Origin of the sequence: Streptomyces sp. NPDC006193, assembly GCF_040613915.1 — a bacterium.
Taxonomy (GTDB): domain Bacteria; phylum Actinomycetota; class Actinomycetes; order Streptomycetales; family Streptomycetaceae; genus Streptomyces.
Genome location: NZ_JBEXTB010000004.1, coordinates 219,731 through 245,759, shown reverse-complemented (window position 1 = coordinate 245,759; position 26,029 = coordinate 219,731). Strand labels below are relative to the sequence as shown.

23 protein-coding genes are annotated in these 26,029 nt (G+C 75.0%); 10 read left to right on the top strand and 13 right to left on the bottom strand.

The features are described from left to right. Window positions 1-36 precede the first annotated feature (36 nt). The 3 genes from ABZ261_RS06535 to ABZ261_RS06525 all read left to right on the top strand — a co-directional run bounded on the left by ABZ261_RS06535 (window position 37) and on the right by ABZ261_RS06525 (window position 3,165). Window positions 37-1,329, top strand: coding sequence for a serine/threonine-protein kinase (locus ABZ261_RS06535; RefSeq protein WP_356855944.1), 1,293 nt, complete (start codon window positions 37-39; stop codon window positions 1,327-1,329). 517 nt (window positions 1,330-1,846) lie between these two features. Continuing rightward, window positions 1,847-2,215, top strand: a complete 369-nt coding sequence (locus ABZ261_RS06530) for an STAS domain-containing protein (protein WP_356855942.1) — start codon at window positions 1,847-1,849, stop codon at window positions 2,213-2,215. After that, window positions 2,212-3,165 (top strand): anti-sigma factor RsbA family regulatory protein, encoded by a 954-nt coding sequence (locus tag ABZ261_RS06525; protein WP_356855940.1) that lies wholly within the window; start codon window positions 2,212-2,214, stop codon window positions 3,163-3,165. The genes ABZ261_RS06530 and ABZ261_RS06525 overlap by 4 nt, the downstream gene beginning before the upstream one ends. A gap of 26 nt (window positions 3,166-3,191) precedes the next feature. On the opposite strand, the gene ABZ261_RS06520 is transcribed toward ABZ261_RS06525, so the two are convergent. From ABZ261_RS06520 to ABZ261_RS06510, 3 genes are all read right to left on the bottom strand, one after another. Beyond that, on the bottom strand, window positions 3,192-4,229 hold the full coding sequence (locus ABZ261_RS06520; RefSeq protein ID WP_356855938.1) for a rod shape-determining protein: 1,038 nt from the start codon (window positions 4,227-4,229) through the stop codon (window positions 3,192-3,194). 146 nt (window positions 4,230-4,375) lie between these two features. Further along, window positions 4,376-4,819 (bottom strand): CU044_2847 family protein, encoded by a 444-nt coding sequence (locus ABZ261_RS06515; RefSeq protein ID WP_356855936.1) that lies wholly within the window; start codon window positions 4,817-4,819, stop codon window positions 4,376-4,378. A 494-nt stretch (window positions 4,820-5,313) separates the two neighbouring features. Then, window positions 5,314-6,807 (bottom strand): acyl-CoA synthetase, encoded by a 1,494-nt coding sequence (locus tag ABZ261_RS06510; protein ID WP_356855934.1) that lies wholly within the window; start codon window positions 6,805-6,807, stop codon window positions 5,314-5,316. 217 nt (window positions 6,808-7,024) lie between these two features. On the opposite strand from ABZ261_RS06510, the gene ABZ261_RS06505 reads away from it, so the two are divergent. Further along, window positions 7,025-7,900 carry a hypothetical protein gene (locus ABZ261_RS06505; protein WP_356855932.1) on the top strand — a complete coding sequence of 292 codons (876 nt, stop codon included), beginning with the start codon at window positions 7,025-7,027 and terminating at the stop codon, window positions 7,898-7,900. 94 nt (window positions 7,901-7,994) lie between these two features. Beyond that, window positions 7,995-8,828 carry an oxidoreductase gene (locus tag ABZ261_RS06500; protein WP_356855930.1) on the top strand — a complete coding sequence of 278 codons (834 nt, stop codon included), beginning with the start codon at window positions 7,995-7,997 and terminating at the stop codon, window positions 8,826-8,828. 19 nt (window positions 8,829-8,847) lie between these two features. Here the strand turns inward: ABZ261_RS06500 and ABZ261_RS06495 are convergent, their stop codons facing one another. Continuing rightward, window positions 8,848-9,405, bottom strand: coding sequence for a hypothetical protein (locus ABZ261_RS06495; RefSeq protein WP_356855928.1), 558 nt, complete (start codon window positions 9,403-9,405; stop codon window positions 8,848-8,850). A 181-nt stretch (window positions 9,406-9,586) separates the two neighbouring features. Here ABZ261_RS06495 and ABZ261_RS06490 point away from each other — a divergent pair, with 181 nt between their 5' ends. Together ABZ261_RS06490 and ABZ261_RS06485 are read left to right on the top strand one after the other, a co-directional pair. Continuing rightward, a complete protein-coding gene (locus ABZ261_RS06490) occupies window positions 9,587-10,360 on the top strand; it encodes an IclR family transcriptional regulator (RefSeq protein WP_356855926.1) in 774 nt (257 codons plus the stop codon). Further along, window positions 10,357-11,202 (top strand): SMP-30/gluconolactonase/LRE family protein, encoded by an 846-nt coding sequence (locus ABZ261_RS06485; RefSeq protein ID WP_356855924.1) that lies wholly within the window; start codon window positions 10,357-10,359, stop codon window positions 11,200-11,202. The genes ABZ261_RS06490 and ABZ261_RS06485 overlap by 4 nt, the downstream gene beginning before the upstream one ends. 953 nt (window positions 11,203-12,155) lie before the next feature. Here ABZ261_RS06485 and ABZ261_RS06480 read toward each other — a convergent pair. From ABZ261_RS06480 to ABZ261_RS06465, 4 genes are all read right to left on the bottom strand, one after another. After that, window positions 12,156-13,550 (bottom strand): FAD-dependent oxidoreductase, encoded by a 1,395-nt coding sequence (locus ABZ261_RS06480; RefSeq protein WP_356855922.1) that lies wholly within the window; start codon window positions 13,548-13,550, stop codon window positions 12,156-12,158. Then, window positions 13,543-14,772 (bottom strand): MAB_1171c family putative transporter, encoded by a 1,230-nt coding sequence (locus tag ABZ261_RS06475; RefSeq protein WP_356855920.1) that lies wholly within the window; start codon window positions 14,770-14,772, stop codon window positions 13,543-13,545. Before ABZ261_RS06475 ends, ABZ261_RS06480 begins: the two co-directional genes overlap by 8 nt. Further along, window positions 14,769-15,398 (bottom strand): toxin-antitoxin system, toxin component family protein, encoded by a 630-nt coding sequence (locus ABZ261_RS06470; protein ID WP_356855918.1) that lies wholly within the window; start codon window positions 15,396-15,398, stop codon window positions 14,769-14,771. Before ABZ261_RS06470 ends, ABZ261_RS06475 begins: the two co-directional genes overlap by 4 nt. 130 nt (window positions 15,399-15,528) lie before the next feature. Further along, window positions 15,529-18,483 (bottom strand): beta-galactosidase, encoded by a 2,955-nt coding sequence (locus ABZ261_RS06465; RefSeq protein WP_356855916.1) that lies wholly within the window; start codon window positions 18,481-18,483, stop codon window positions 15,529-15,531. Between the two features lie 74 nt (window positions 18,484-18,557). Here ABZ261_RS06465 and ABZ261_RS06460 point away from each other — a divergent pair, with 74 nt between their 5' ends. Beyond that, a complete protein-coding gene (locus tag ABZ261_RS06460; protein ID WP_356855914.1) occupies window positions 18,558-19,016 on the top strand; it encodes an Rrf2 family transcriptional regulator in 459 nt (152 codons plus the stop codon). Between the two features lie 165 nt (window positions 19,017-19,181). Continuing rightward, window positions 19,182-19,832 (top strand): DUF4360 domain-containing protein, encoded by a 651-nt coding sequence (locus ABZ261_RS06455; RefSeq protein ID WP_356855912.1) that lies wholly within the window; start codon window positions 19,182-19,184, stop codon window positions 19,830-19,832. Between the two features lie 35 nt (window positions 19,833-19,867). Here ABZ261_RS06455 and ABZ261_RS06450 read toward each other — a convergent pair whose 3' ends face one another. Then, window positions 19,868-20,050, bottom strand: a complete 183-nt coding sequence (locus ABZ261_RS06450) for a DUF397 domain-containing protein (protein ID WP_356855910.1) — start codon at window positions 20,048-20,050, stop codon at window positions 19,868-19,870. Continuing rightward, entirely contained in the window at window positions 20,047-20,877 is an 831-nt protein-coding gene (locus tag ABZ261_RS06445) for a helix-turn-helix transcriptional regulator (protein ID WP_356855908.1), read from the bottom strand. Before ABZ261_RS06445 ends, ABZ261_RS06450 begins: the two co-directional genes overlap by 4 nt. Window positions 20,878-20,999: 122 nt before the next feature. Here ABZ261_RS06445 and ABZ261_RS06440 point away from each other — a divergent pair, with 122 nt between their 5' ends. Then, window positions 21,000-21,461: an ATP-binding protein gene (locus ABZ261_RS06440; protein ID WP_356855906.1), complete on the top strand. Its 462-nt coding sequence runs from the start codon at window positions 21,000-21,002 to the stop codon at window positions 21,459-21,461. 21 nt (window positions 21,462-21,482) lie between these two features. On the opposite strand, the gene ABZ261_RS06435 is transcribed toward ABZ261_RS06440, so the two are convergent. From ABZ261_RS06435 to mmsA, 3 genes are all read right to left on the bottom strand, one after another. Further along, window positions 21,483-23,108, bottom strand: coding sequence for a histidinol-phosphate transaminase (locus tag ABZ261_RS06435; RefSeq protein WP_356855904.1), 1,626 nt, complete (start codon window positions 23,106-23,108; stop codon window positions 21,483-21,485). Window positions 23,109-23,227: 119 nt separating this feature from the next. After that, a complete protein-coding gene (gene mmsB / locus ABZ261_RS06430) occupies window positions 23,228-24,472 on the bottom strand; it encodes a multiple monosaccharide ABC transporter permease (RefSeq protein ID WP_356855902.1) in 1,245 nt (414 codons plus the stop codon). Next, entirely contained in the window at window positions 24,469-26,028 is a 1,560-nt protein-coding gene (mmsA, locus tag ABZ261_RS06425; protein ID WP_356855900.1) for a multiple monosaccharide ABC transporter ATP-binding protein, read from the bottom strand. The genes mmsB and mmsA overlap by 4 nt, the downstream gene beginning before the upstream one ends. Window position 26,029 lies beyond the last annotated feature (1 nt).

Here is a 26,029-nt window from a genome sequence, read left to right as displayed (position 1 = left end):
GGGTCCCGCGGCGCCCGCGGTGTTCATACTGTGCCCATGGAGCGCATAGGGGGGTACCTCGTCGAGCGCCGGCTCGGCGAGGGCGGCATGGGGACCGTGTATCTCGCACGGACGCGGGGCGGCCGGGCCGTCGCGCTGAAGGTGGCCAGACCCGAACTCGCCGCCGACCCCGTCTTCCGGGACCGGTTCCGCAGCGAGGCCGAGGCGGCCCGCGCGGTGGGCGGCTTCCACACGGCGCCGGTGGTGGACGCCGACGTCGACGGCGACCCGCTCTGGCTGGCCACCGCCTACATCCCCGGGCCGACCCTCGCGGCCCGGCTCGCCGCCGAGGGCGCCATGGACGAACCCCGGCTGCGGGCGCTGGCCGCCGCGCTCGCCGAGGCGCTGGAGTCCATCCACTCCTGCGGCCTGGTGCACCGCGACCTGAAGCCCGGGAACATCATCATGGCCGTCGACGGGCCGCGCGTGATCGACTTCGGCATCGCGCGGGCCGTGGAGTCCACCCGTCTCACCGCCACCGGCACCGCCTTCGGCACGCCCGGCTTCCTCGCCCCCGAGCAGGCCCTCGGCCACGATGTGACCGGCGCCGCCGACGTGTTCGCGCTCGGCGCCGTCCTGGTCGCCGCCGCCGGGGGCAGCGCGTGGGGCGAGGGCACGCCGATGGGCCTGATGTACCGCTCCGTTCACGAGCCGCCGGACGTGTCCGCCGTGCCCGCCGGGCTGGTGGACCTGGTCGCCGCGTGCCTGGCCAAGGACCCGGCGGCCCGGCCCACGCCCACCGCGCTGCTGGACCGGCTGACGGACCCGGCCCCGCAGCCGCCCGGCCCGCGGACACCGCCGGCCCCGCCCCCTCCCGCGCCGCCCGCACCCCCCGCGCCGGAGTTCACCGCGTCGCCGCCCGGGTTCACCGCCCCCGCGCCGGAGTTCGGAGCGCCGCCGCCCGTGCCGGCCGCGCCCCCGCAGGGGTTCCTCGCGCCTTTGCCGCCCCCGCACCTGCCCGTGCCGCCCGCCGGACCGCCGCCCGCCCCCTACGGGTTCGGGCCGCCGGTGCCGTTCGGCAGTCCGGAGGTGGTGCTCGCCGACGCGGAGGCCGGCGCGGTCGTCAACGCCGCCGGGGTCCTCCTCGAAGTGCGGGGCGCCGGCGCGGACTTCCCGTGGGACGAGATCGCGCGCGTCGAGCGCACCTGGCGGGGCAACCGCCTCACGATCACCGTGCGGCTGTGGGACGGCGCCGTGTACTCCTGCGAGATCAACGCCCGCCGGAGGGCCCGGCTCACCGCCTGGCTGGCCCAACTCGACCCGGTTCTCGGCCGGTACCTGACCCGGTAGCGCACCGGTGGCCAACGATCGCGCCCTCCGCACGACTTGACGCCCCCGAGGCTTGAAACGGTCATGTCCTGGGCACGGACCTCCTACCGGTGTCCGGCGCCGGGCGGTGCCGGCAGGAGGAGGGCGTCATGGACCGTCGCATCCGGGTACGCGTCAGCCGGCGGCCCGCCGCGCCGCGCGGGCAGGAGATCGACCGCCGTACCCCGTCGGGGCGTGTCCTGCCGTACTAACGGCGGGCGGCCGTGCGGCCGGGACGGTCCGTGCGGTCCGGGCGGTCCGCGGCGGCTTCGGCGGTGCCGGGCCGCCGGGGGCCGCCCCCGCCGTGGCCGCCGCCACCCGCCGCGGCGGGCCGGGCTCCGGGCCCGCCGCCGGCACGCCCGGCGCGGCCGTGCCCGGATCGGGTCTTTCGTCCCGGTCCGCCGTGCGTGGTCGCCCTCCCGTCCGCACCCGCACCCGGCCGGACGCGGGCCAGGGGCCATACTGGGCACTTCATGTACCTGTGCAGCGGGGAGAAGGCGTGAGCGGACCTGAGCCGACGTGGCCCCCGGGGGCCGGCGCCGCGCCGGCGCCCGCGGCGCCGCGGCTCGACGTGCACCCGCTGCCCGGACGGACCGGGTTCCGGGCGGCGGGCGAGGTGAGCCTGCCCACGCGCGGCATCTGGGAGCGTGCGCTGGAGCGGGCCGTTCGCGAGGGCGGGGACGTGTACTGCCTGGAGCTCTCCGCGCTGACCTTCGTGGACGTCGCGGGGGCCGGCGCGCTGGTGGACGCCGCCCGCCGGCGCGGCGAGCGGCGGCGGCTGGTGCTGGACCGGCCCCCGGCCGCCCTGCCCCGGATACTGGAACTGCTGTGGCCCGGACTCCCGGGGATCGAGGTGTCGACGTCATGACCACGACTGCCGAGGGCGTCGACCCGTTCGTGCATCCCGCGCTGTTCTACGGCGACACGCAGGAGTACCTCGCCGGCACCGTGCCCTTCGTCCGCGCGGCGCTGGCGGCGGAGGAGCCGGTGGCGGTCGCCGTGCCCGGCGAGAGGCTGCGGCTGATCCGGGGCGAGCTGGGCGCCGACGGCGACGGCGTGCGGTTCCTGGACATGCGCGAGGTGGGACGCAACCCCGGCCGCATCATCCCCGGCGTCCTGCGCGCCTTCGCCGACGCCCAGCCGCCCGGCCGGCGGGTCCGGATCATCGGCGAGCCGGTCTGGGCGGGCCGCAGCCCGGCCGAGTACCCGGCCTGCGCCCAGCACGAGGCGCTGATCAACGCGGCGTTCCGGGGCCGCGAGGTCACCATCCTGTGCCCGTACGACACCGCCCGCCTGGACGAGCGGGCGCTCGCCGACGCGCACGCCACCCACCCGGTCGTCATCCCGGCCGGTTCCGGCGCGGGGCGGACCAGCGAGGCCTACGACCCCGACGGCGTGGTCGCCCGCTACAACGAGCCGCTGCCGCCCGCCCCCGGCGCCGGTGCGGACGTGCTGTCCGTCGGCTTCGGCGAGGACACGCTGTCCGCGGTCCGCCACCTGGCCACCGGCCACGGCGCCCGGCTGGGCCTGAGCGGCCTCGCCCTGGAGAACCTGGCGCTGATCACCGCGGAACTGACCACCAACAGCGTGGTGCACGGCGGCGGCAGGGGCGTGCTGACGGTGTGGGCCGAGGACGGGCACGTGCTGTGCGAGGTCCGCGACCGGGGGCGCTTCACCGACCCGCTGGCCGGGCGCCGTCCCGCCGTGCGCGACCAGCGCGGCGGACGCGGGCTGCTGCTCGTCAACCTGATCTCCGACCTGGTACGCCTCCACACCGGCCCGGAGGGCACGACCGTCCGCGCCTATCTGGCCCGCTGAGGCCGCCGCCCGCCCCCGGCGCCGGGTCAGGCGGCCAGCGGGGCCAGGAGCAGCGGTTCGATCCGGCCCTCCAGCATCGCGCCCAGCCCCTCGGCCGCGCACACGTCGGGCCGCTCGGCGATGTGCACCGGCATCCCGGTGGCCTGCCGCAGCAGCTGGTCGAAGCCGGGCAGCAGCGCCGAACCGCCGACCATCGTGATCCCGCGGTCGGCGAGGTCGGCCACCAGGTCGGGCGGGCAGTCCCGCAGCACCTTGCCGATGCCGTCCAGGACGGACGTCAGCGGCGTCCGGATGGCGTCGCGCACGGAGGCGGTGTCGACGCGGATGCTGCGGGGGAGCCCGGTCACCACGTCCCGGCCGTGGATCTCGGTCGACTTCGGGCCGTGCGGGGTGAGTCCGGCGCCGGACAGGGCGAGCTGCAGCGGCCGTACCGACTGGGTGGGCAGCATCAGCCGGTGCGCGTGCCGCAGATGCTGCACGATCGCGTGGTCCACGGCCTCGCCGCCCACCGGGATCCGCTCGGCGGTGACGATGGAGCCCAGCGACAGCACCGCGACCTGGGTGGCAGCCGCCCCGCACACCATGATCATGCTGGCCTCGGGCCGCGCCACGGGCAGCCCGCACCCCACGGCGGCGGCGATCAGGGTGTCCACCAGCACCACCTTCCTGGCCCCCAGCCCCACCAGCGTCTCGATCGTCGCCCGCCGGGCCAGCGGATCGGCGTCGTACGGGGTGCAGGCCGCCGCGCGCAGCCGGGGCTTGCGGCGCAGCGCCCGGCGGCACCTGTCGCCGAGCAGGTGCCGCAGCATCCGCTGGGCCATCTCGATGTCGACCACCGTGCCGCCGGAGACGGGCCGGACCACCCGGATGTAGCCGGGCGTCCGCCCGGTCATCCGCTCCGCGAACTCGCCGACCGCGATGAGCGCGCCGCTCCGGGTGTTCACCGCCGCGACCGACGGCTGGTCGACGACGAGGCCGGCGCCCTTGACGTACACCCGGGTGCGGGCCGCGCCCAGGTCGACGGCGAAGTGGCAGCGGCGCAAGTGCTCCAGGCTGACGGTCACGGCGGATCCTCCCGAGTGCGCGGGCCATGCGGTGCCGCCCGTTCGGCGGGCCCACTGGCATCTTGCGCGGGGCGCGGGAGCGGGCGCCCGCTGGAGGGGGCCGGGCGGGGCGCGGCCGAACGGGCGGTCCCCGGCGCGGCTCGCCGTCAGGTGGTGGACGGCGGCCCGTGATCCGCACTCGGGGCGGACGGCGGTCCGGGCGCCGGGGCGGTCGCCGCGACCGTGGGGGCGGAGGCGCGTCCGGGCGCCGGGGCCTCCGGCCGCGGCGCCGTGCCGGGGGCGGTCCAGCTCAGCCGCACCACCAGCTGCCCCTCCGCCGTGCCCTTGGCGATGACCGCGCCGGCCTCCGCGGTCAGCTTCACACCGAACTCCAGTTCCACCGAGTCGGGGCGCAGGGCGCCGTCCCGGAAGACCCGCAGCGCGGAGTGCGCCGCCGCGCGGACCCCGTCCAGGGCGCCCTCGAACGTGCGGGACGCCTGTGCCGCCGCGCCGTCCCCGCGCGAGACCAGCCGGGTGCCGGCCGCGCCGTCCGGGCTCTCCACGACGACCACGGCGCCGTCCTCCGTGGTGAACTCCAGCAGCCTGTGCATGACGCCCCCCCGTGTGCTCGACCCACGCCATTGTGGCGGAAGGACGGTGCCGCCGTGGGGCCCTTCCGCAGCACGACGCGGGCGGCGGTCCGGGCGACCGGGGTCGGCCGGGCGGCGGCGGTCCGGGCGACCGGGGTCGGCCGGGCGGCGGCGGGGAGGCGGCGTCCGGTCCGCGCCGGCCGACGACGCCCCGGACCACTCCCAGCTCCACCAGGTCCTGCGGCCGCAGACGCAACCGGTCCGCGGTCGCCTCCACCTCCTCCGGCGGCCGCTTGAGTATGGCGATCAGCACCGCCCGGGAGCCCTCGACGCTCGCGGTGCCGCAGACCGCCGACTCGCGTTCGCCGGTGCGGTCGGCGGCGCGGGCGCGCGCGGCGTCGTAGCCCGGCCGGCCGAGCGGGCCGTCCGGCGCCGACTCCCGCGGCGCGTACGCGAGTTCGGTGAAGCTGCCGGCGTCGGTGACGAGTGCCAGGACCTCCCGCGCCGACAGCCGCTCAGCCATCGGCCAGCGCCCGCTTCATGATCTTCCCCATGTCGTTGCGGGGCAGCGCGTCCAGATAGCGGACGACGCGCGGGCGCTTGTGCGGGGCCAGGCGCCGGGCCACATGGTCCGCCAGCTCCTCGGCGGCGGGCCGCCGCCGAGGGTCGGCGGAGACGATCCAGGCCACGATCCGCTCACCGAGGTCGGCGTCCGGCTCACCGGTGACCGCGGCCTCGAGCACCCCCGGATGCTCCAGCAGCGCGTTCTCGATCTCACCCGCCCCGATCTTGTGGCCGCCGCTCTTGATCAGGTCGGTGGCCTTGCGGCCGACGATGCGGATGTGGCCGTCGGCCTCGCGCACGGCCATGTCCCCGGTGCGGAACCAGCCGTCGGCGGTGAAGGCGGCGGCGGTGGCGTCGGGCCGGTTCAGGTACGCGGTGAACAGGTTCGGGCCGCGCACCTGGATCTCGCCGACGCTCTCCCCGTCGGACGCCGTGATCTGCGTGCCGTCCTCCTCCACCAGGCGCAGCTCCACTCCGGGCAGCGGCACTCCGACCGTGCCGGGCCGGGCCGGGCCGTCGGCCCGCACGCTGGTGTTCATCAGCGTCTCGGTCATGCCGTACCGCTCGATCACCCGGCGGCCGGTCGCCGCCGTGATCCGCTCGTGGTCGTGGACGGGCAGCGCGGCAGAGCCCGACACCAGCAGCCGGGCCCGGCCGAGGGCGCCGGCCAGTTCCGGGTCGTCCGTGAGGGCCTCGGCGATGCGGTGGTACATCGTCGGCACCCCGAACAGCATGGTGGCGCCGTCGTTCAGCTCGCGGGCCACGCCGGCGGTGCTGAACCGGCCCAGGTGGCGGACCGACCCGCCGCGCCGCAGCGGCCCGAGGACGCCCAGCACCAGCCCGTGCACATGGAACAGCGGCAGCCCGTGCACCAGGACGTCGTCCCCGGTCCACTGCCAGGCGTCGGCGAGCGCGTCCAGGGTGGCGGCGACGGCCCGGCGCGGGAGCACCGCGCCCTTGGGCGGGCCGGTGGTGCCGGAGGTGTAGACGACCAGTGCCGGATCGCCGTCCGCGGCCTCCTCCACGGCCTCCTCCGCGGGGGCGGCGCCGGCGGCCGACGCGTCGACGTCGATCCGCCGCGACGCGCCGAGGACGGGCGGCAGTTCGGCGCCGGGCGCGGTGAGCACCAGGGACGGCGCGCTGTCGGAGAGGATGTGCGCCAGCTCCCTCTCGCCCGACTTCGGGTTGAGCGGCACCGCGGCCGCCCCGGCGAGCAGCACCCCGGTCACGGCGACGGCGGTCTCCAGCTCGGGGGTGGCCCACACGGCGACCCTGCCCCCGGCTCCCGCACCCGCCGGGGCCGGGGCGATCCCCGCGCCGCGGAGCCGGGCCGCGAGGGCGCCGGCGGCGCCCGCGAGCTCGCCGTACGTCAGACTCCGCGAGCCGAACCGCAGGGCGACCCGCTCGGCCGGGCCGTCCGCCAGGGCGGGGAAGAGAGAGGACACGCGGCGCACTCCTGACTGTCGGCGGTGCCGGCCACCGGGGACGGCAGCACCCTTCCTACACCAGGTGCCCCGTCCCGACGAGCGTGCTCGGCCGAGCCGCCCGCGAACCGGGGCCCGCCCCGGGGGGAGGGCCGATCGGGCTGTCCCGGCTCGCTGCGCTTGTTAGCCTCGCTGCCGCACCCCCTCCATCGAACCTCCGTACGACAGGGAGCCCGCCGTGCCCCGTATCGCCCTCGCCACGTACGACCCCGGAGCCGAGCCGAGCCACGACACCGATCTGCCGGTGCTGGTGCGGGCGCTCGGGGACGCCGGCGCCGAGGCGGAGTCCCGGTACTGGGACGACCCGGCGGTGGACTGGGGCGGGTACGACCTCGTCGTCATCCGCTCGACCTGGGACTACAGCTGGCGGGCCGCGGAGTTCGCCGCCTGGGTGGAGCGGGCCGGGGCGCTGACCCGGCTGGCCAACCCGGTCCCCGTGGTGCGCTGGAACACCGACAAGCGCTACCTGGGGGAGCTGGCCGCGGCCGGTGTGCCCACCGTCGACACCCGGTACGTGGCGCCCGGCGAGCCGGCCGTCCTGCCCGCGGACCGCGAGTTCGTGATCAAGCCGACCTCGGGGGCGGGAGCCCGGTACGCCGCCCGGTACACGCCCGCCGAGCGGGACACGGCGCTGCGGCAGCTCGCGCGGATGCACGCGGAGGGCCTGACGGCGATGGTGCAGCCGTACCTGCCCGGCATCGACGTGAACGGGGAGCGGGCGCTGCAGTTCTTCGGCGGCCGGCTGCTGCACGCCAGCCGGAAGGCGGCCGTGCTGTCGCCCGGCACCCCGTACGACGCCGACAAGGTCGCCCACCCCGGCCTGGAGCCCTGGCAGCCCACGGACGCCGAGATCGCCGTGGCCGAGAAGGCGCTGGCGGCCGTGCCCGGCACGTCCGGGCTGCTGTACGCGCGCGTGGACCTGGTGGACGGCGACGACGGCGAACCCCGCCTGATGGAACTGGAGCTGGTCGAGCCGAACCTGTTCCTGTGGCTGCACCCCGGCTCGCTGCCGCCGGTGACGGAGGCGATCCTGCGGGCGGCCGGCCCCGCTTGATCCTGTCGGCCCCGGACGGGCGGCCGCGCGGCGCGGAGAGGGTGCAGTAGGTTGCAGGGACACACTTCTGACGATGCATCACGGGGGTATTGGCGTGCGCAAGGTATGGCTGGTGACCGGGGCGAGCAGCGGTTTCGGGCGCGCGATCACCGAGGCGGCCGTCGCCGCCGGCGATGTGGTGATCGGCGCGGCCCGCCGCCCGGAGTCCCTGGACGAACTGGTGGCCGCCCACCCCGGCCGGGTGGAGCCGCTGCGCCTGGACGTGACCGACCCGGACGCGGTCGGCGCCGCGGTGCGGGACGTGGTGGCCCGGCACGGACGGATCGACGTGCTGGTCAACAACGCGGGCCGCACCCACGTCGGCGCGGTCGAGGAGACCACCGACGCCGAACTGCGGGACCTGTTCGAGGTGCACGTGTTCGGGCCGCTGGCGCTGGTGCGGGCGGTGCTGCCGCACATGCGCGAACGGCGCTCCGGCGCGATCGTGCAGATGAGCAGCATGGGCGGGCAGATGTCCTTCGCGGGCTTCGGGGCGTACAGCGCGACCAAGTTCGCGCTGGAGGGCGCCTCCGAGGCGCTCGCCGACGAGGTGGCCGAGTACGGCGTCAAGGTGCTGATCGTGGAGCCGGGCGCGTTCCGCACGTCGCTGTTCGGCACCGGCCGGGCCGGGCTGAGCACCGACAGCGGGGCGTACGCCAAGGTGGGCGAGACCCGCGCGTTCGTGTCCGGCGGCGACGGCTCCCAGCCCGGCGACCCGGCGAAGGCGGCGGCCGTGATCCTGGCCGCGCTGGAGGCCGAGCGCACCCCGCTGCGGCTGCCGCTCGGCGACGACGCGGTGAGCGCCGTCCTCGCCCATCTCGACGACGTCCGCGCGGAGGTCACGGCCTGGGAGGACCGGACACGCGCCACGGGCTTCGACGCCCCGTAGCACGCCCGCGCCCCTGGGATCAGGTGACGACCGCCGTCCGTTGGAGCAGGCCCCAGGTGAACTCTGCGACGACCTCGTGCGCCGTGCCGTCCCCGCCGGGCGCCGTGAAGGCGAGCCCCCACCGGGTGGGCGCCGTGCCCTCCAGCGGGCGGGCCGGGGCGAAGGCGCGGGCGGCCTCGTCCACGGTGCAGGACCAGGGGGTGAGGTCGTCGAGGGTGCGAAGCCGCGGCGAGGGGGCGCCGGGAGCCCGCACCAGCCACTCGTTCCAGACCCCGCCGCCGGGCCCGACCAGCACTTCGAAGCGCAGGTCGGGCCAGAGCGGCAGGGCCCACCGCCGGGCCTCGCAGTCGACGTCGCCCAGGCGGCGCGGTTGCACCGACTCGGGCGGGCCGAGGACGGACCGGTACCGCGCGGCGGCGCCCCGGGACCTGGGCGAACGCACCAGGGCCTGCCAGCGCTTGTTGGCCTCTCGCATGTCGGCGATCGAGGCGCCCAGCCGCCGCCGGGCGTCCTCGACCAGGCCGGGATTGTGGTCGGCCATGCGGCGCAGCAGTACCAGCTGGAAGTCGAGCTCCATGCCCCCATGGTGCCCGGGCGAGGGGGCGGGGGAGCGCACCGCCGGCCGCCGGTCTCCCCGGTCCCGGGCCATTGTCCGGGCGTCCCCGCATGACTAGCCTGTGTTCGTCATGCCGATCGTCCGTTGAAATCTCGAACGCAGCGGCGCCAAGAACCACACGAACCAAGGGAGGGGGCCGCACGTGGGACGCCTCGTGCCCGCCGTGACCCGGGCTCTCGACATCCTGGAGCTGTTCCTCGACGGGGACGGGACGCTGTCCGCCCCCGAGATCGTGCGCAGGCTCCAGCTGCCGCGCACCACCGTGCACGAGCTGGTCACCACCCTCGCCGCACGCTCCTACATCGTGCCGGTGCCGGGACAGCCCGGACGGTACTGGCTCGGCGTACGCCCCTACCAGCTCGGCAGCCGCTACGCCGAGCAGCTCGACCTCGCCGCCGAGGGCCAGCAGGTGGCCCGCTCGGTCGCCGAGACCTGCGACGAGACCGTCCACGTGGCCATCCTGGAGGGCACCGACGTCATCTACATCGCCAAGGTCGACTCCACGCACGCCGTCCGCATGGTCTCCGCCGCGGGCCGCCGGCTCCCCGCCCACTGCACCTCGGTCGGCAAGATGCTGCTGGCCTCGCTGCCGGAGCAGGAGCTGGCCGCGCGGATCCCGGACGGCGCCGAACTGGCCGCGATGACCCCCGACAGCATCACCGAACCGGCCGCCCTGCGCGCGGAACTGGCGGACGTACGGCAGCGCGGGACCGCGGTGGAGAGCCGCGAGTCCAACCCGGACGTCTCCTGCGTGGCCGCGCCGGTCCGCGACCGCACCGGCGAGGTCGTGGCCGCGCTGTCCATCTCGGTGCCCATGATCCGCTGGAGCGAGGAGCGGCGGGCCGAGCTGGAGCGGCTCGCGGTGAAGGGCGCGGCGGAGCTGTCGGAGCGGCTGGGCCACCGGGGCGCGGCATGACGGCGTACGAGGTCGCCGTCCGGGCGGGGGCCGCGCTCGGCGAGGGACCGACCTGGGACCCGGCGGCGGGCCGGCTGATCTGGGTCGACGTCCTCGGCATGCGGGTGCACGCCTACGACCCGGTGACCGGCCGCCGCACGGTCCGCACGACGGAGCAGCACGTCGGCGCGGCCAAGCCCCGCGCGGGCGGTGGCCTCGTGCTGAACCTGCGGGACGGCGTGGGCCTGCTGGACCCCGGCGGCGGTTTCCGCTGGCTGCACCGCGAACCGGTCGCCGGCCGCCGTGCGAACGACGCGGCGGTGGCCCCCGACGGCTCCCTCTGGGCGGGCACCATGCGGTACGACGAGGCGGCGGGCGGCGGCACGCTGTCCCGGGTGACCGGGGACGGGACGGCGCGGACCGTCCTCACCGGCGTCACCGTCAGCAACGGCACGGGCTGGAGCCCGGACGGCAGCCTCATGTACTACGTCGACACCCCGACCCGCCGCGTGGACGTCTTCGACCACGACGCCGGGGGCCTCCACGACCGCCGCCCGCTGGTGCGGATCGAGGAGGGCGCGGGCTTCCCGGACGGCCTCACGGTCGACGCGGAGGGATGCGTGTGGGTGGCGCTGTGGGACGGGGGAGCGGTGCGCCGGTACACGCCGGCCGGTGAGCTCGACCGGGTGCTCACCTTCCCGACGCCGCGCACGACGGCCTGCGCGTTCGGCGGCGCGGGACTGACCGACCTGTACGTCACGACGGCGCGCACCGGGCTGTCCGCGCCGCATCCCCTGTCGGGCTCGCTGCTGGTGGTGCCCGGCGCCGGGAAGGGCTCGCCGCAACCGGCGTTCACCGGCTGAACGGGCTGCCGCGGCACGGTGCCCCGCGGGCGGCCCCGCCGGACCGGTGGTCGGCAGCATCACCCCTGCGCGTGCCGAGCCCCCCGCCGCGTCCGGCGGCCGAGCCCGGCCGCCAGGCGCGCGGGGCACTGCGCGGGCGGCCCAGGCGGAGCCGCGGCCGGCGCCTCCGCCCCCGCGCGGGCGGTCCCGGCGGACCGGTGGTCGGCGGCGTCACCGCTGCGCGTGCCGCTGCCCCCCCGCCGCGTCCGGCGTTCACCCGGCCGAGCCCGGGCGCGGGGGGCACCGCGCGGGCGGCCCGGCGGAGCCGGGGCCGGCGTGCCGTCGCCCCGTGCGTTTCTGCACGCGCGGAACCGCGCGGGCGATCCCGGCGGACCGGGGTTCACCCGGCCGAGCCCGGCCGCCCAGGCGCGCGGGGCACTGCGCGGGCGGTCCCGGCGGACCGGTGGTCGGCGGCGTCACCGCTGCGCGTGCCGCTGCCCCCCCGCCGTCGTCCGGCGTTCACCGGCCGAGCCCGGCCGCCCGGGCGCGCGGGGCACTGCGCGGGCGGTCCCGGCGGACCGGTGGTCGGCGGCGTCACCGCTGCGCGTGCCGCTGCCCCCGCCGTCGTCCGGCGTTCACCCGGCCGAGCCCGGCCGCCCAGGCACGTGGGGCACCGCGCGGGCGGTCCCGGCGGACCGGTGGTCGGCAGCATCACCCCTGCGCGTGCCGCTGCCCCCGCCGCGTCCGGCGTTCACCCGGCCGAGCCGGCCGCCCGGGCGCGCGGGGCCCTGCGCGGGCGGCCCCGGCCGAGCCGCGGCCGGCGCCTCCGCCCCCGCGCGGGCGGTCCCGGCGGAGCCGCGGCCGGCGACCCCGCCCCCGTTCGCGCGGGCGGTCCCGGCGGAGTCTCGGCCGGTGGCCTCGCCGCCGGCCGTGCGCTCCCCGGACGCAGCCGCAGCCGGCGGGGTCGCCCGCCCCTACAGTCCCGCCGCCTTCCTCTCCTCGGCGGTCAGCGGCGGGACCGCGAGCGGAGGCCTCAACGGCCCCGCCAGCGCGGCGACCAGCACGCTCGGCGCCAGCAGCGCCTCCGGCCCCCGTTGCAGGGCCGTCACATCGGTGACCCGGCGGGCGATGCGGCCGTTGCCCGTCGCCGTGTGCAGCAGCCGGCCGACGTACGCGGCCGTCAACCGGTCCCGCAGCGTCGGCCCGCCCTCGGTCGCGCCGGGGTAGAACACGTCCGCGCCGACCGCCAGCTCCCACGCGGGTCGGACCGTGCGCCCGACCGCCCGCTGCACCTCCCGGGCCAGCCCCGGGCCGCCCAGCCCGCGGCGCCGCACCCCGTCCCGCAGGGCCAGAGCCGAGCGGGCGGCCACGGCCATGCCGTGGCCGTACACCGGGTTCAGCGCGCACACCGCGTCCCCGAGGACGGCGAAGTTCTCCGGCCACACCGGCATCCGCTCGAAGTAGTGCCGCCGGTTCGCGGTGGTCCGGGTCACCGCGACGCCCTCCGTCAGCGGCTCCGCGCGGGCCAGCAGCTCGCCGATCAGGGGATGGCGCAGCTCCTCGCGGGCGTACCGGGCGAAGTCGTCGGGGCGGGTGGGCAGTCCGTCGCCCCGGCCGCCGAACAGCGTGACGATCCACTTGCCGTCCTCCACCGGCATCAGCACGCCGCCGCGGCCGCTCCCCGTGCCCCGCGGGTCCGGCTCGATGTTGACGACCGGGAAACCCTCCCTCGCCGGCTCCGGCGCCCGGAACAGCCGGCTCGCGTACGCCAGCCCGGAGTCCACCTCCCGCCGTTCGACCGCGGGCAGCCCCAGGCAGGCCAGCCACTGCGCGGCCCGCGAGCCGCGGCCGGTGGCGTCCACGACCAGGCCGGCCGTCAGCGTGCGCTCGCCGCGGCCGCGGGCGCGGACGCGGACGCCGGTCACCGCGGCGGCCGTGCCGGTGAGCCCGGTCGCCTCGGCCCCCTCCACCAGCTCGATCCGCCCGTCGTCCAGGACGAGCCGCCGCACCACCCAGTCCAGCAGGTCCCGGCTGGCGGGCAGCATGAACGCGGACTCGGCCCAGCGCCGGTACCAGCCGTACGGGGACAGCGCCACCATCTCCGTGGTCATCGGCACCCGGCTCACCCCGGCCGCCCGCAGCCGCCCGATCGCCCCGGGCAGCACCTCCTCCAGCGCCCGCGCCCCGCCCGACCACAGCTGGTGCACGTGCCGGGCCTGCGGCAGCCCCCTGCGCGGCTCGGGCCCGTCGGGCAGCACGTCCCGCTCGACCAGGGTGACCCGGGCTCCGGCGCGGCTGAGGGCGCCGGCCGCGAGCAGGCCGGCGAGGGAACCGCCGAGGACGACGGCCACGGGTCTGTGATCACTCATGTGCGGCATAGCTCTCTGCGGGGGCGGTCGCACGCGCGCGGACCGCCTCGATGTCGTCGGTACGGCGCAGGGCCCGGGAGACGGCTCCGATCTCCTTGAGCAGGCTGGTGATGTCGGGCCCGGCGGCCGGCTCGGCCCCTTCCGGGGTACGGGCCCTGGCGCCGACGGCGTCCAGGATGGTCACCGCGGCCGCCAGCGCGCGGGCCCGCTCCGCCGGATGCCCGAGCCCGAGGGCGGCCTCGTAGGACCGCCTGCCCAGGTCGGTGTCGATGTGCCGGGCCAGCGGCAGCAGCACGTCCCGGATGAACGTCTCCCGCCGGGTGAGCCGCAGTTCCGGCGTGGCCCGCAGCACGAACGGCACGCCCTCGCCGCTCGCCGTGCGCATGAGCTGGTACAGCGGCCGCAGTTCGCGGTGGGCGAGCCGGACCCGCCAGCGGTCGTGCAGGTACTGGCCGGCGTGCGGCAGGATGAAGCCGACCGCGATCAGGATGGCGGACAGGGCGGCGACCGGCGGGGCGAGATCGGTGCTCAGCCAGTCCAGGCGCAGGCCGCACCAGCGCGCGGCGACGGCGGTCAGCTTGCTCGCGTCGAAGATGAGGTTGAGGACGTAGCCCGCGCCGAGCAGTTTCAGGCCCCAGCGCAGCCAGGCGTCCAGGCCCTCGGTGCGCACCCAGTTCCAGATCAGCCGCGAGGTGATCAGGCAGGCCACGGCGTGCGCGACGAGGTAGAGCAGGATCTCCTCGCGCATGAACGGCGTGGTGGCGTAATAGGTGTCAAGGTCCCGCAGCCGCTCCACGGGGGCGTCGGCCAGCAGGAACAGCACCCACAGCGCGACGATCACCCCCGAGTACACCGAGATCACCCAGCGCATCGCGCGGCGGGTGGCGGCCGAGCGGTCGGACAGGCCGTTGCGCCAGGTGATGATGAGCAGCAGGCAGGAGCCGCAGAACGCGGTGATCAGCGAGTAGCACCAGGGCGCCGAGATGTTGGGCACGCCGGTGAGCCGGTTGACCCGCGCGATGGTGGACGGCGTGCAGAACACGAACACCGCGCAGGCCAGCAGCAGCAGTCCGCCGACCGCGCGCAGCAGCGGGTCCCGCCACAGCCGGATGATCGTGGGCAGCTTGATGACCAGGGCGGCGGTGAGCACCGCCGTGGGGATCCAGAAGGAGATGTAGAAGTCGCTGAGGAACCCGGAGGGGTTCAGCGCCAGCGGGGTCACCGCCCGGCTCCCCGTTTCCCGGACGCCCGGTCCGGCTGCTCGCGTCCGCGGTAGCCGAGGGAACGCTGGACCGGGTCGAGGGGGGTGTCGAGCGCCCCGGTGAGCCGGCACCGGAACTGGGTGGCCAGGCGGTGCCCGAAGTCGTCGGCCTCGGCCTCGTCGGCCTCCCGGGACCCGTTGCGGGCGGCCACCGTGAGGGCGGCCTCCCGCCAGCCGGGCGTGTCGGCGAGGGCCCGGGCCGCGGCGGCCCCGGCCAGGTGGTGGTGCCGGTGCCCGGCGTGCAGGTGCCACAGTTCGTGGCCGAGGATGACCAGTTGCTGCAGGGCTTCGGCCCGCTCCTCCACGATGATCAGGTCGAAGTCGGCGAACTCCACCCACAGCCCGGTGACTTCGATCTCGTCCGGGAACCGCTCGAACCGCAGCTCCACCGGCCGCCCGCCGCGCAGCGCGCTCATCTCCTCGCACAGGGCCCGGCACAACTCCCGTACGCCGTCCGGCGGCTCGGGCCGGGCGCGGACGGCCGCGGCGAGCTCGCCGGCCAGGGAGCGCATCGCCGTGCCCGGCCGGGAGCGGCGCAGGCGTGCGGCCAGGCGTTCCGCCCGTTCGCGCGCGCCCGTGAAGCTCATCGGTCTCCCTTCTCCCCGCGGTGTGCGGCCGGTCCGAGCGTACGCGTCCGGATGTGTCCGCGTCATGTGATACGGCGACCGCCGTCGGCGGGCGAACCACCCGCGGGCGCGGGCGGCGCCCGCGGTGCGGTCAGACGGGCCTGACCGGGACACCGCCGGCCGCCCGGCCGAGCAGGGCCAGACGGACCGTCCCGGGCCCGGACAGCGTGGTGAACTCCGAGAGGACCGCCAGCGCGAGGGTGTTGGCGCCCCGGGTGCGCAGGATGCCGTTCGGCAGGACGAAGGTGTGCTGCGGGCCGACGTCGTTGATGTACTGGCCCAGGTTCCAGCCGTTGAGGAAGATCTGGGCGCGGTAGGCGCGGTACGGGTCGTCCTGGAGCACCAGCCCCACCGAGGCGTCGATGTCGGCCGGCACCGACAGCCGGAAGGCGGTGCGGTACCACGTGACGCCCTGGTAGCGCTCGGCGCGCGGGAAGGCCACCTCCTCCCAGTCCCGGTCGCGGAAGCCGGGCAGGTGCCAGCCCTCGCGCTCGCCGTACAGGCCGCCGTTGTTCATCGGCCCGCGCACGGGGTCGGCGGGGCCCTCGCCCTGGATGCGCCAGGTCACCTTCGGCGAGCCGCCCTTGAACGTGACCGCCGTCAGCCCCCGGGCCGCCTTGTGCGTGTCGAGCGCCTTGCCGTCCTGGTCGTGCTGCATGCGCCGGACGAGGACGGACAGCACGTGCCGACCGGCCGAGCGCAGCCGCTCGCGCACCGGGAAGACCGCCGTGTCGGCCCAGGTGCCCTTGCGGATGGTGACGTCCTTGTCCGGCACCGGCATGCGGTGCGTGCCCAGCGGCTCACCGTCCAGCCAGGCCATCAGCAGGCCCTGCGTGCCGGTGCTGTACGCGAGCGAGACCTCCTCGAGACCGGTGGCGTCGGTGAACGTGCCCCGGTACCAGACGTCCCCGTAGTGGAAGCCGTAGTCGTCGGCGAACAGCACCGGCCCGCCGTCGGGGACGGCCGTCGTGCTGTGCGACGTGGTCCTGTCGGCCACCCGCCACGACGAGTCGTCGAAGCCCGGGCCCGCCTCCGGGTTCTCCCTGCGCATCCGCCAGCCGCCCAGTTCGGGCAGCCGCACCTCGGGGACGGCCGGCAGCAGCCCGGTGGTCATCAGGCTGCCGGAGAGGGTGACCCGGGTGGACAGCCGGCGCCCGTTCCACACCAGGGTGTCGATCCCGCGCGGCCCCCACACCTCCAGGCTGGTCGTCTCGGTGACGTCGCCCGTCAGGTGCACCTCGGAGCCGCGCACCTCGGCGTGCCGCAGCAGCGCCGGGCCGTAGACCAGCAGGCTCCCGGACGGGGTGTCGTACGGGAAGACGCGGACGGAGGTGTCGTCGTCGGCGAAGAGCAGCAGCAGCGGCGTGTCGGACTCGCCCTTCTGCACCAGCACCCGGGTCAGGCCCCCCTGCCCGAGGGGGGCGTTCACATGGAGTTCGCCCCGGTCGTAGACCCAGGCGGCCTCCGGGTCCAGCCGCTGCACCCACGGTTCGACCGGGCACTTCAGCACCAGTTCGGCCATCTCGCCGCGCCGGCCCGCGAACACGGCGATGTCCAGCCGGCCCGTGGTCAGGCGCATCACCGGCGCGGCGGTGCAGTACTTCAGGGTCCGCCTGCCCAGCGGCAGCCCGGTGGCGAGCAGCTTGGCGTCCTTGCCGGGCACGGTGATCCGCACCGGCCCGGCGTCGGTCGGCAGGTCGGTGGTGACGTCGTCGGCGCCGTCGTTGCGGGCGACGTACACGTGGGCGCCGGTGTCCTGGTTGGTGAGGTGGTAGACCTTCAGCCCGTCGGCCCTCACCTCGGCCGCCCGGTCCAGCTTGGCGAAGTCGGGCACGCGCTGGAGCAGGTGCCCGAGCTGGTGCATCGGGGCGATCTTGCCGGTGACGTTGCGGGCCTCGTCGATCGCGGCGCCGTAGTCGTACGACGTGTAGACGACCGGCGCGGGCAGCCAGCCCCACGAGGTCCCGCCGAACGTCATGTACACGTTGTGCAGGGTGAGCCCGTTGGCGAGGTTGGTGAGGTAGAAGCGGCGCTCGTAGGCCGCGTCCCGGGTCCGCCGTGCCTCGGCGTACCCCTTGCCGCCGAACCAGGCCCCGCCCCACGGATCGAACCAGCCGCCCCCGAACTCGGGCACGAACCCGGGCGTCGACGGCGAGGCGGTGGCCCCGCCCTTCGGCCCGCCGGGACCGTAGGACCCCCAGTCGGGCGGGGTCTGCGACGGCGACGGGTACCCGTCGAAGCCGTACAGCCAGCCGCCCCGCTCGCCGCCGGTGTCGAACGCCCCGGGGACCCAGTGGCCGTTGCGCCCCTTGTCGTTGTGGAACAGCGGGACGTCGATGCCGTCGGAGCGCACCTTCCGGTACAGGTGGGCCATGTAGTTCCGGCCGGTCGCCTCGTTCACATGGGCGTCGTACTCGTTCTCGATCTGGTACAGCAGGATCGTGCCGGCGCCCTGCGTGAACAGGTGCCTGCGGGCGATCCGGTTCACCTGCGTCAGCCACTCGTCCACATACGCCAGATAGACCGGGTCGTCGGTCCGGGCGGCGCCCTTCGTCACCGTCAGCCAGCCGGGGAAGCCGCCGCCGTCGACCTCGGCGTTGATGTACGGGCCGGGCCGCAGGATGACGTACAGCCCGGTCTCCGCGGCCGTCCGCAGGAACAGGTCCAGGTCCCGGACACCGGTGAAGTCGTACTCGCCGGGCGCGGGGGAGTGGTAGTTCCAGGCCACGTAGACGCTGACGGCGTTGTAGCCGTGCGCCCGCATCTTCTGCAGCACGTCCCGCCACAGGGACGGGCTCGGCAGCCGGAAGGGGTGCATCTCGCCGGACCACACGACCAGCCGCCGCCCGTCCACGATCAGCGAGTAGCGGTCGTACCCGATGGTGTGCCGCTCGCCGTCCGCGCCCGGCGGGGCGGGCGCCGGACCGGTCGGCACGGTGCGTGCCGCGTACGCCGAGGGCGCTCCGGGGCCGCCGCTGCCGCCGAGGGCGAGCCCGAGGGCGGCGGAGCCTGCCAGGGCACTGAAGGAACGTCTGCTGAGCGCCAAGGTGGATCCTCCGGGCGATCTTGCGGGGCGCGGATGCGGCCATTCTCCACGCAGGCGGGCCCCACAATGGACGCATGAGGATCTCGGCACGGGCGGATTACGCGGTACGGGCGGCACTGGAGCTGGCCGTACGGCAGGGTGACGGCCCGGTGAAGGCGGAGGAGATCGCCGCCGTGCAGAGCATCCCGCACAAGTTCCTGGAGGGCATCCTGGGCGACCTGCGGCGCGCCGGGATCGTCGACAGCCGGCGCGGCGGGGGCGGCGGCTACCGGCTGGCGGGCGACGCGGCGGCGATCACCGTGGCGGACGTCGTCCGCGCGGTGGACGGCCCGATCGTGTCGGTACGCGGCGAACGCCCCACGCACCTGGCCTACACCGGCACCGCCCGGCCGCTGCTGCCCCTGTGGATCGCCCTGCGCGCCAACGTCCGCAGGATCCTGGAGGGCGTCACCCTCGCCGACCTCGCGGCGGACGCGCTCCCGGAACCGGTCCGGGCGCTGGCGGCGGAACCGGCGGCCTGGGAGAACCCCTAGGGACGTGAAAACACCGGTGTGAATGGCCGGAGTTCGCACTCCCCGCCGCGGACGGGGCTCCCTACGCTGCCCACGCCTCCCCCGTTCCTTCACGGAAGAAGCACGGTTTCCGCCGAGGCGGACGGACCGAAGGCGCACCCCCCACCCCGACGACCGGGAGAAACCATGGCTGGCGGACTCCTCCTGAGCGGCGCCGTCGCCGCTCTGCTCACCACCGCGCTACCCGCCCAGAACCCGTCCTCCGTCTTCGACGACCCGCCCCCGGACAAGATCGTCATCGATGTGGCCACCGTGAACGGCTCGGGCTGTCCCGCGGGCACCGCGGCCGTCGCCGTGTCCCCCGACAACACCGCCTTCACCGTGACCTACAGCGCCTACCTGGCCCAGGCCGGCGGCGACTCCGACCCCACGGCCTTCCGCAAGAACTGCCAGCTCAACCTGGTGGTGCACGTCCCCCAGGGCTTCACCTACGCGGTCGCCAGCGCCGACTACCGCGGCTTCGCCTCGCTCCAGCAGGGCGCCACGGCCCTGCAGAAGGCGTCGTACTACTTCCAGGGCTCCTCCAGCACCGTGCCCCGGTCCCACCCGCTCAACGGCCCCTACAACGACGACTGGCAGGCCACCGACTCCACCGACTGGGCGCAACTGGTGTGGGCTCCCTGCGGAGTGCTGCGCAACTTCAACATCAACACGGAGCTGCGCGTGAACGCCGGGACGGCGGCCCCCGACAAGGTCAGCTTCATGACGATGGACTCGACGGACGGGGACATCAGCACGGTGTACCACATGGCGTGGAAGACCTGCCCGCCGTCCTGACCGCCCACGGAGGGGGCGCGCCGCGCCCCCTCCTATCACTTCCCGGCGTGCCCCACGAAAGCCGACCAGGAGGCGGGGGAGAGGGTCAGCCGGGGGCCGTCCTGGGCCTTGGAGTCGCGGACGTGGACGGCGGTGGGAGTGCGGGCGACCTCGATGCAGTTGTCACCGGATCCGCTGCTGTAGCTGCTCTTGAACCACGCCAGTTCAGGGTTGCTCATAGGTCTCCTCGAATCCGTTGCAGCAGGCTCACGGAGTCCGCGATGGTGAGAGCCTGCGAACGAATCCTGGCATACCGGCTCTGGAGTGTGCTGATCACCTTCGCGTCGGAGATGAACTGACCGCTTTCCTGCCCCTCGCTGTACGCGAACCACTTGTGGGCGGGGGTCTCCAGCAGAGCGATCGGCCCGTGCAGCCCGGCGTGCGACCGCTGGAGAAGCGGCATGATCTGTACTTCCACGTTGCGTGATCGCGCGAGGTCGAGGATGTGGTCGATCACCTCACGGGTGACCTCCGCACCGCCTGTGCGGCGGAGGAACGCGTGCTCCTCGATGATGAAGTTGAACGCGGTGTTCGGCCTTTCGCGCAGCAGGCGCTGCCGCGCCGCACGGGCGGCCCACGTGGCCTCGATCTGGGCGTCGGTCAGCGGCGGCAGCTCATCGGCGAACAGCTGCCGTGCGTACGCCTCCGTCTGCAGCAGGCCGGGAATCATCCTGCACTCGTAGTTGAACAGGTGGATGGCGGTCTTCTCCAGTGTGGCCCACCGCTGGAACCAGGAGGCCAGTCCCGGCTGCCGCACCAGGTGCCCCGCTGCCTTCCGTAACGCGCCCGTGTTCCCCAGCACGCTCTCCGCCGCCTCGACGAAGACGGTGTCCGGCATGCGCCTGCCCAGTTCCACCGACGCAACGGTGTGCTTGGAGTAGCCCACGTGCCGCCCCAGCTCCTCCCGGCTCAGCCGGTGATACTCCCGCAGCGCCTGCACCACCGCCCCGAACGTCCGCAAGCTGTCGGACGGCTCAGGCTCACATACTACGACCACCTCGGCCACCTCCCGGCCCCCATGGTCACGTGCCGTAATCGGTACTGTCCAGCGCGTAACCGCGTACGCTCGCGCGGCGTACGCGGGTCGGACCTGGTGAAGGGGGCGTCCCAGCGGCCACATTGGGCCCCATGACAGCACCACCCGTCCGCGCGGCCGTGCTCACGCAGCGGCTCAGCTCCACGCCCCGCGGCGCTCGCCTGGCCAGACGGCTCGCGCTCGCCCAGCTCGACGACTGGGGCATTCCGCCCGGCTCCCGGACGGCCGAGGCCGTCGCCGTGATCGTCGCCGAACTCGCCGCCAACGCCGTGACCCACGGGCGGGTGCCGGGGCGTGACTTCGAACTGCGGGTCGCTCTCGTCACCGGGAGTGTGCGGATCGAGGTCAGCAACACCCTCGCCGAGCGCCGCCCGCCCGCCCCGCAGGACGTACGTGAGCCTGTGCCCCTGGCGGAGGCGGGACGCGGGCTGGTGCTGGTGGACGCGCTGGCCGACCGGTGGGAGGTGGTCGACCGCGATCCGCCGGGGAAGACCGTGCGCGCCGAGGTCGACCTGCCCGGCCGGCGGCCCGGCGGTCGGGGACCGCGGGGCTGAGGGCGGGGCGCCCGGCCGCGGTCAGCCGGCCGCCTGGCCCCCGGCCGCGTCGGGCCAGCTCTGGGCGTTCGGCCAGCCCGTCGCCGGGGCCGGGGTCAGGCCCTGGGCGGGGGCCGGGGCCGTCATCCCGCGCACCTGGGCCGCGGTGAGCCCGCCGCGCGCCGGAACACCGGGCGGGGTGGGCGCGACGGCCGCGGCAGGCGCGACGGGCGCGGGCGCCGGGGGAGGGGGAGGGGCGACGGGCGCGGGCGGCGCCGGGACGGGCGCGGGCGGCGGTGTGAACGTCGGCTGCGGGACCGGGGCGGGGACCGGCTGCGGGACCGGGGCGGGTGCGGGCTGGGCTGCCGCCGGCATCGGCATCCCGCCGGCCGGGGTCACGGCGGCGGGGAGCGGCATGCCGGTGCCGGCGGCCGGAGCGGGGGCGGCGAACGGCAGGCCGGCCCCGTTGGTCTCGCTGATCAGCCGGTCGACGGCCGCCGTACCCGAGCTGTAGCCGGTCTCGGTGCCCTGCTCGGGTACGGCGGCCTCCCTCCCGGACCCGTAGAGCACCTGTTCCAGGCCGGACACCAGGCGACGCACGTCGACCTGGGGGCGCACCACGAGCCGCAGGAAGCGGCTGGAGGAACCGATCTTGTTGCCGCACTCGCGGACCAGGATCCGGTGCTCGGTGAGCATCCGGTCGCGGACCACGGTGCCCTCGGCGCCGACGGGCAGGCGCACGAAGAGGAAGTTGCCCTGGGAGGGGTAGACGGTGAGACCGGGGAGCGCGGAGAGCTGCGCGGCCATCTCCAGCCGGTCGCGGCGGACCTGCTGGAGGCTCTGCGCGTACTCGGCGCCGTGCTCCTTCAGCATGAACACCACGTGCTCGGCGAAGGAGTTGAGGTTCCACTTCGGCAGCATCGAGCGGACCTTGCCGGCGAGCGCCGGGTTGGCGACGAGGTAGCCGAAGCGTATGCCGTGCAGGCCGAAGTTCTTGCCGAGGCTGCGCAGCACGATCACATTGGGGCGGAGCATGGCCTCCTGGACGACGCTCGGTTCCGCCTCCGCGTCGGCGAACTCCAGGAAGGACTCGTCGATCACCACCAGGTCCAGGCCGGCCATGGCGTCCATGAACTGCACGACCTGCTGCTTGCGCAGGTAGCCGCCGTCGGGGTTGTTGGGGTTGCAGATCACCGCCACCCGGGTGCCGCGGGCGCGGATGAACTCGGCGTACCGGTCGAGGTCCAGGGCGAAGCCGTTCGCCTCCTGGAGCGGGAACATGTCGACGCGCTTGCCGGTCTCCATGGGCTGGTCGGTCCAGCGGCCGAAGGTCGGGACGGGGACCGCCAGGGACTCGCGGACGAGGAGGTGGTCGATCCACGTGATCAGCTCGGTGGAGCCGTTGCCCATCGCCACGCACTGCGGCGGCAGCTGGAGGAGCCCGCACAGTTCGCCGGTGATGGTGTCGGCGCCGCTCGGGTAGTACGTGATGATGTCGCGCAGCCGGGCCGCCATCTCCTCGAACATGGCCGGCGTCGGGAAGTACGGGTTGCAGGGGATGCAGAAGTCCACCGGTCCGGCCGCGTCGCCGCCCTCCCGCGTCAGCGCCGCCATGGAGGGGCTGTGCGCGGCGGTGCCGCGGAACAACGAGGTGACGTTGCCGGCCAAGGGGACCTCCGTTCGGGGCGGCCCGGGCGGGGAGCGCGGGCCGTCCTTGGATACGGAGGGGGCGGTTGTGGCGTTCAACTCGCCCGCGATGTGAACGGGTTCACACGCCGGGCGCCGGCCTACGCGCCGGACCTGCGCTTGTTCCACACGTCGAACCCGACCGCCACCAGCAGGGCCGCGCCCTTGATGACCTGCTGCCAGTCGGTGCCGACGCTGAGGAGGTTCATGCCGTTGTTGAGCACGCCGAGGACGAGGCCGCCGATGATGGCGCCGAGGACGGTGCCGACCCCGCCGCTCATGGACGCGCCGCCGATGAACGAGGAGGCGATGGCCTCCAGTTCGAAGTTGACGCCGGCCTTCGGCGAGGCCGCGTTCAGCCGGGCGGCGACCACCAGGCCCGCGAGGGCGGCGAGCACGCCCATGTTCAGGAAGACCAGGAAGGTGACCTTCCTGTCCTTCACCCCGGACAGCTTGGCCGCCGGCAGGTTGCCGCCGATGGCGTAGACGTGGCGGCCGAAGACCGCGTTGCGCATGACGTAGCCGTACCCGGCGACCAGCGCGCCCAGGACGATCAGCACGACGGGGGCGCCCTTGTAGCTGGCGAGCAGCAGGGTGAGGACGAGGACCGCGGCGACCAGGGCGGTCAGCTTGAGCAGGAACAGCCGGGCGGGCAGGACCCGGAGGGAGAACTCCTGCTGGCGGCGGCGGTCCCGGAACTCCTGCCGCACCACGGCGGCGATCAGGACGAGCCCGAGCAGCAGGGTGAGGTTGTGGTAGTCGGTGTCCGGGCCGGCCTCGGGCAGGAAGCCGTTGCCGAGCTTCTGCATCCCGCCGGGGTACGGGCCGAGGGTCTGGCCCTTGAGCAGGATCTCCGTCAGGCCGCGGAAGAGCAGCATCCCGGCGAGGGTGACGATGAACGACGGGATGCCGAGATAGGCGATCAGAGCGCCCTGCACCGCCCCGGCGGCCGCGCCGGCCAGCAGGCACAGCACCAGCGCGATGGGCCAGGACACCCCGTGCTGGACGGTGAGCACGGCCGCGAAGGCGCCGGTGAACGCCGTGAGCGAGCCGACCGACAGGTCGATGTGCCCGGCGATGATCACGAGCATCATGCCGATCGCGAGGATCAGGATGTAGCTGTTCTGCAGCACCAGGTTGGAGACGTTGCGCGGCAGCAGCAGGTCGCCGTCGGTCCAGACCGCGAAGAGCGCCACGATCAGGCCGAGCGCGATGAGCATGCCGTACTGGCGCATGTTGCGGCGCAGGCCGGTCAGCATCAGCCGCAGCAGTCCGCCGCCGGCGGCCGGTCCGCTCCCGTCCGGCGGCGCGGGGGCCGGGGCCCCGGCGGTCACGTCCGTGCTCATCGCCTCACCTCTTCGTCCTGCGTGTCCTTGGTCATACGGCGCATCAGCGCTTCCTGCGTGGCCTCGGCCCGCGGCACCTCACCGGTCAGCCGCCCGGCGGCCATCGTGTAGATGCGGTCGCACATGCCGAGCAGTTCGGGCAGTTCGGAGGAGATGAGCAGGACCGCCTTGCCCTGGGCCGCGAGCTGGTCGACGACCGTGTAGATCTCGTACTTGGCGCCCACGTCGATGCCGCGGGTCGGCTCGTCCAGGATCAGCACATCGGGTTCGGCGAAGATCCACTTGCTGAGCACGACCTTCTGCTGGTTGCCGCCGGACAGCTTGCCCACCGGCTCGAACACCGTGGGCGCCTTGATGTTCATGGCGGTCCGGAAGCCTTCGGCGACCTGCCGCTCCCGGTACTCGTCCACCACGCCCCGGTGCGCGACCTTGTCCAGCGCGGTCAGCGTCACGTTCCGGGCGACGGTGTCGATGAGGTTGAGGCCGTAGTGCTTGCGGTCCTCGGTGACGTAGGCGATGCCGTGCCCGATCGCCTCCGCCACCGTCCTCGTCCGGATCCGCCTGCCGTCCTTCCAGACCGTGCCGCCCCCGTACCGGCCGTACGTCCGGCCGAACACGCTCATCGCCAGTTCCGTGCGGCCGGCGCCCATCAGGCCGGCGATGCCGACGATCTCCCCGCGGCCGACGTGCAGCGACACGTCGTCGACGACCTTGCGCCGCTGGTCGATCGGGTGGAACACGGTCCAGCCGCGGATCTCCAGCGCCGGTGCCGCCCCCTGCTCCGGCCGGTGCGGGGTGCGCTCGGGGAAGCGGTGGTCGAGGTCGCGGCCGACCATGCCGGCGATGATCCGCTCCTCGGTGGTCTCCGGCGCCCTCACGTCGAGGGTCTCGACGGACCGGCCGTCCCGGAGGATCGTCACCGAGTCGGCGACCCGGCGGATCTCGTTCAGCTTGTGGGAGATGACGATCGAGGTGATGCCCTGGTTCTTCAGCTCCAGGATCAGGTCGAGCAGCTTGCCGCTGTCCTCGTCGTTCAGGGCCGCCGTCGGCTCGTCCAGGATCAGCAGCCGCACCCGCTTGGACAGCGCCTTGGCTATCTCCACGAGCTGCTGTTTGCCCACGCCGACGTCGGCGACCCGGGTCTCCGGGTGCTCGTCGAGGCCGACCCGGCGCAGCAGTTCGGTGGCGTGGCGCAGGGTCTCCCGCCAGTCGACGATGCCGCGCCGGGCGTGCTCGTTGCCGAGGAAGAGGTTCTCCGCGAGGGACAGGTGCGGCACCAGCGCCAGCTCCTGGTGGATGATGACGATGCCGCGCCGCTCGCTCGCCCGGATGTCCCTGAACCGGCAGACCTCCCCCTCGAAGAGGATGTCGCCCCCGTAGCTGCCGTGCGGGTGGACGCCGGAGAGCACCTTCATCAGCGTGGACTTGCCGGCGCCGTTCTCCCCGCAGACGGCGTGGACCTCGCCCCGCCGGACGCTCAGGGTGACGTCCGACAGGGCCGTGACACCGGGGAAGGTCTTGACGATCGAGCGCATTTCCAGGACGGGTCCCGCCATG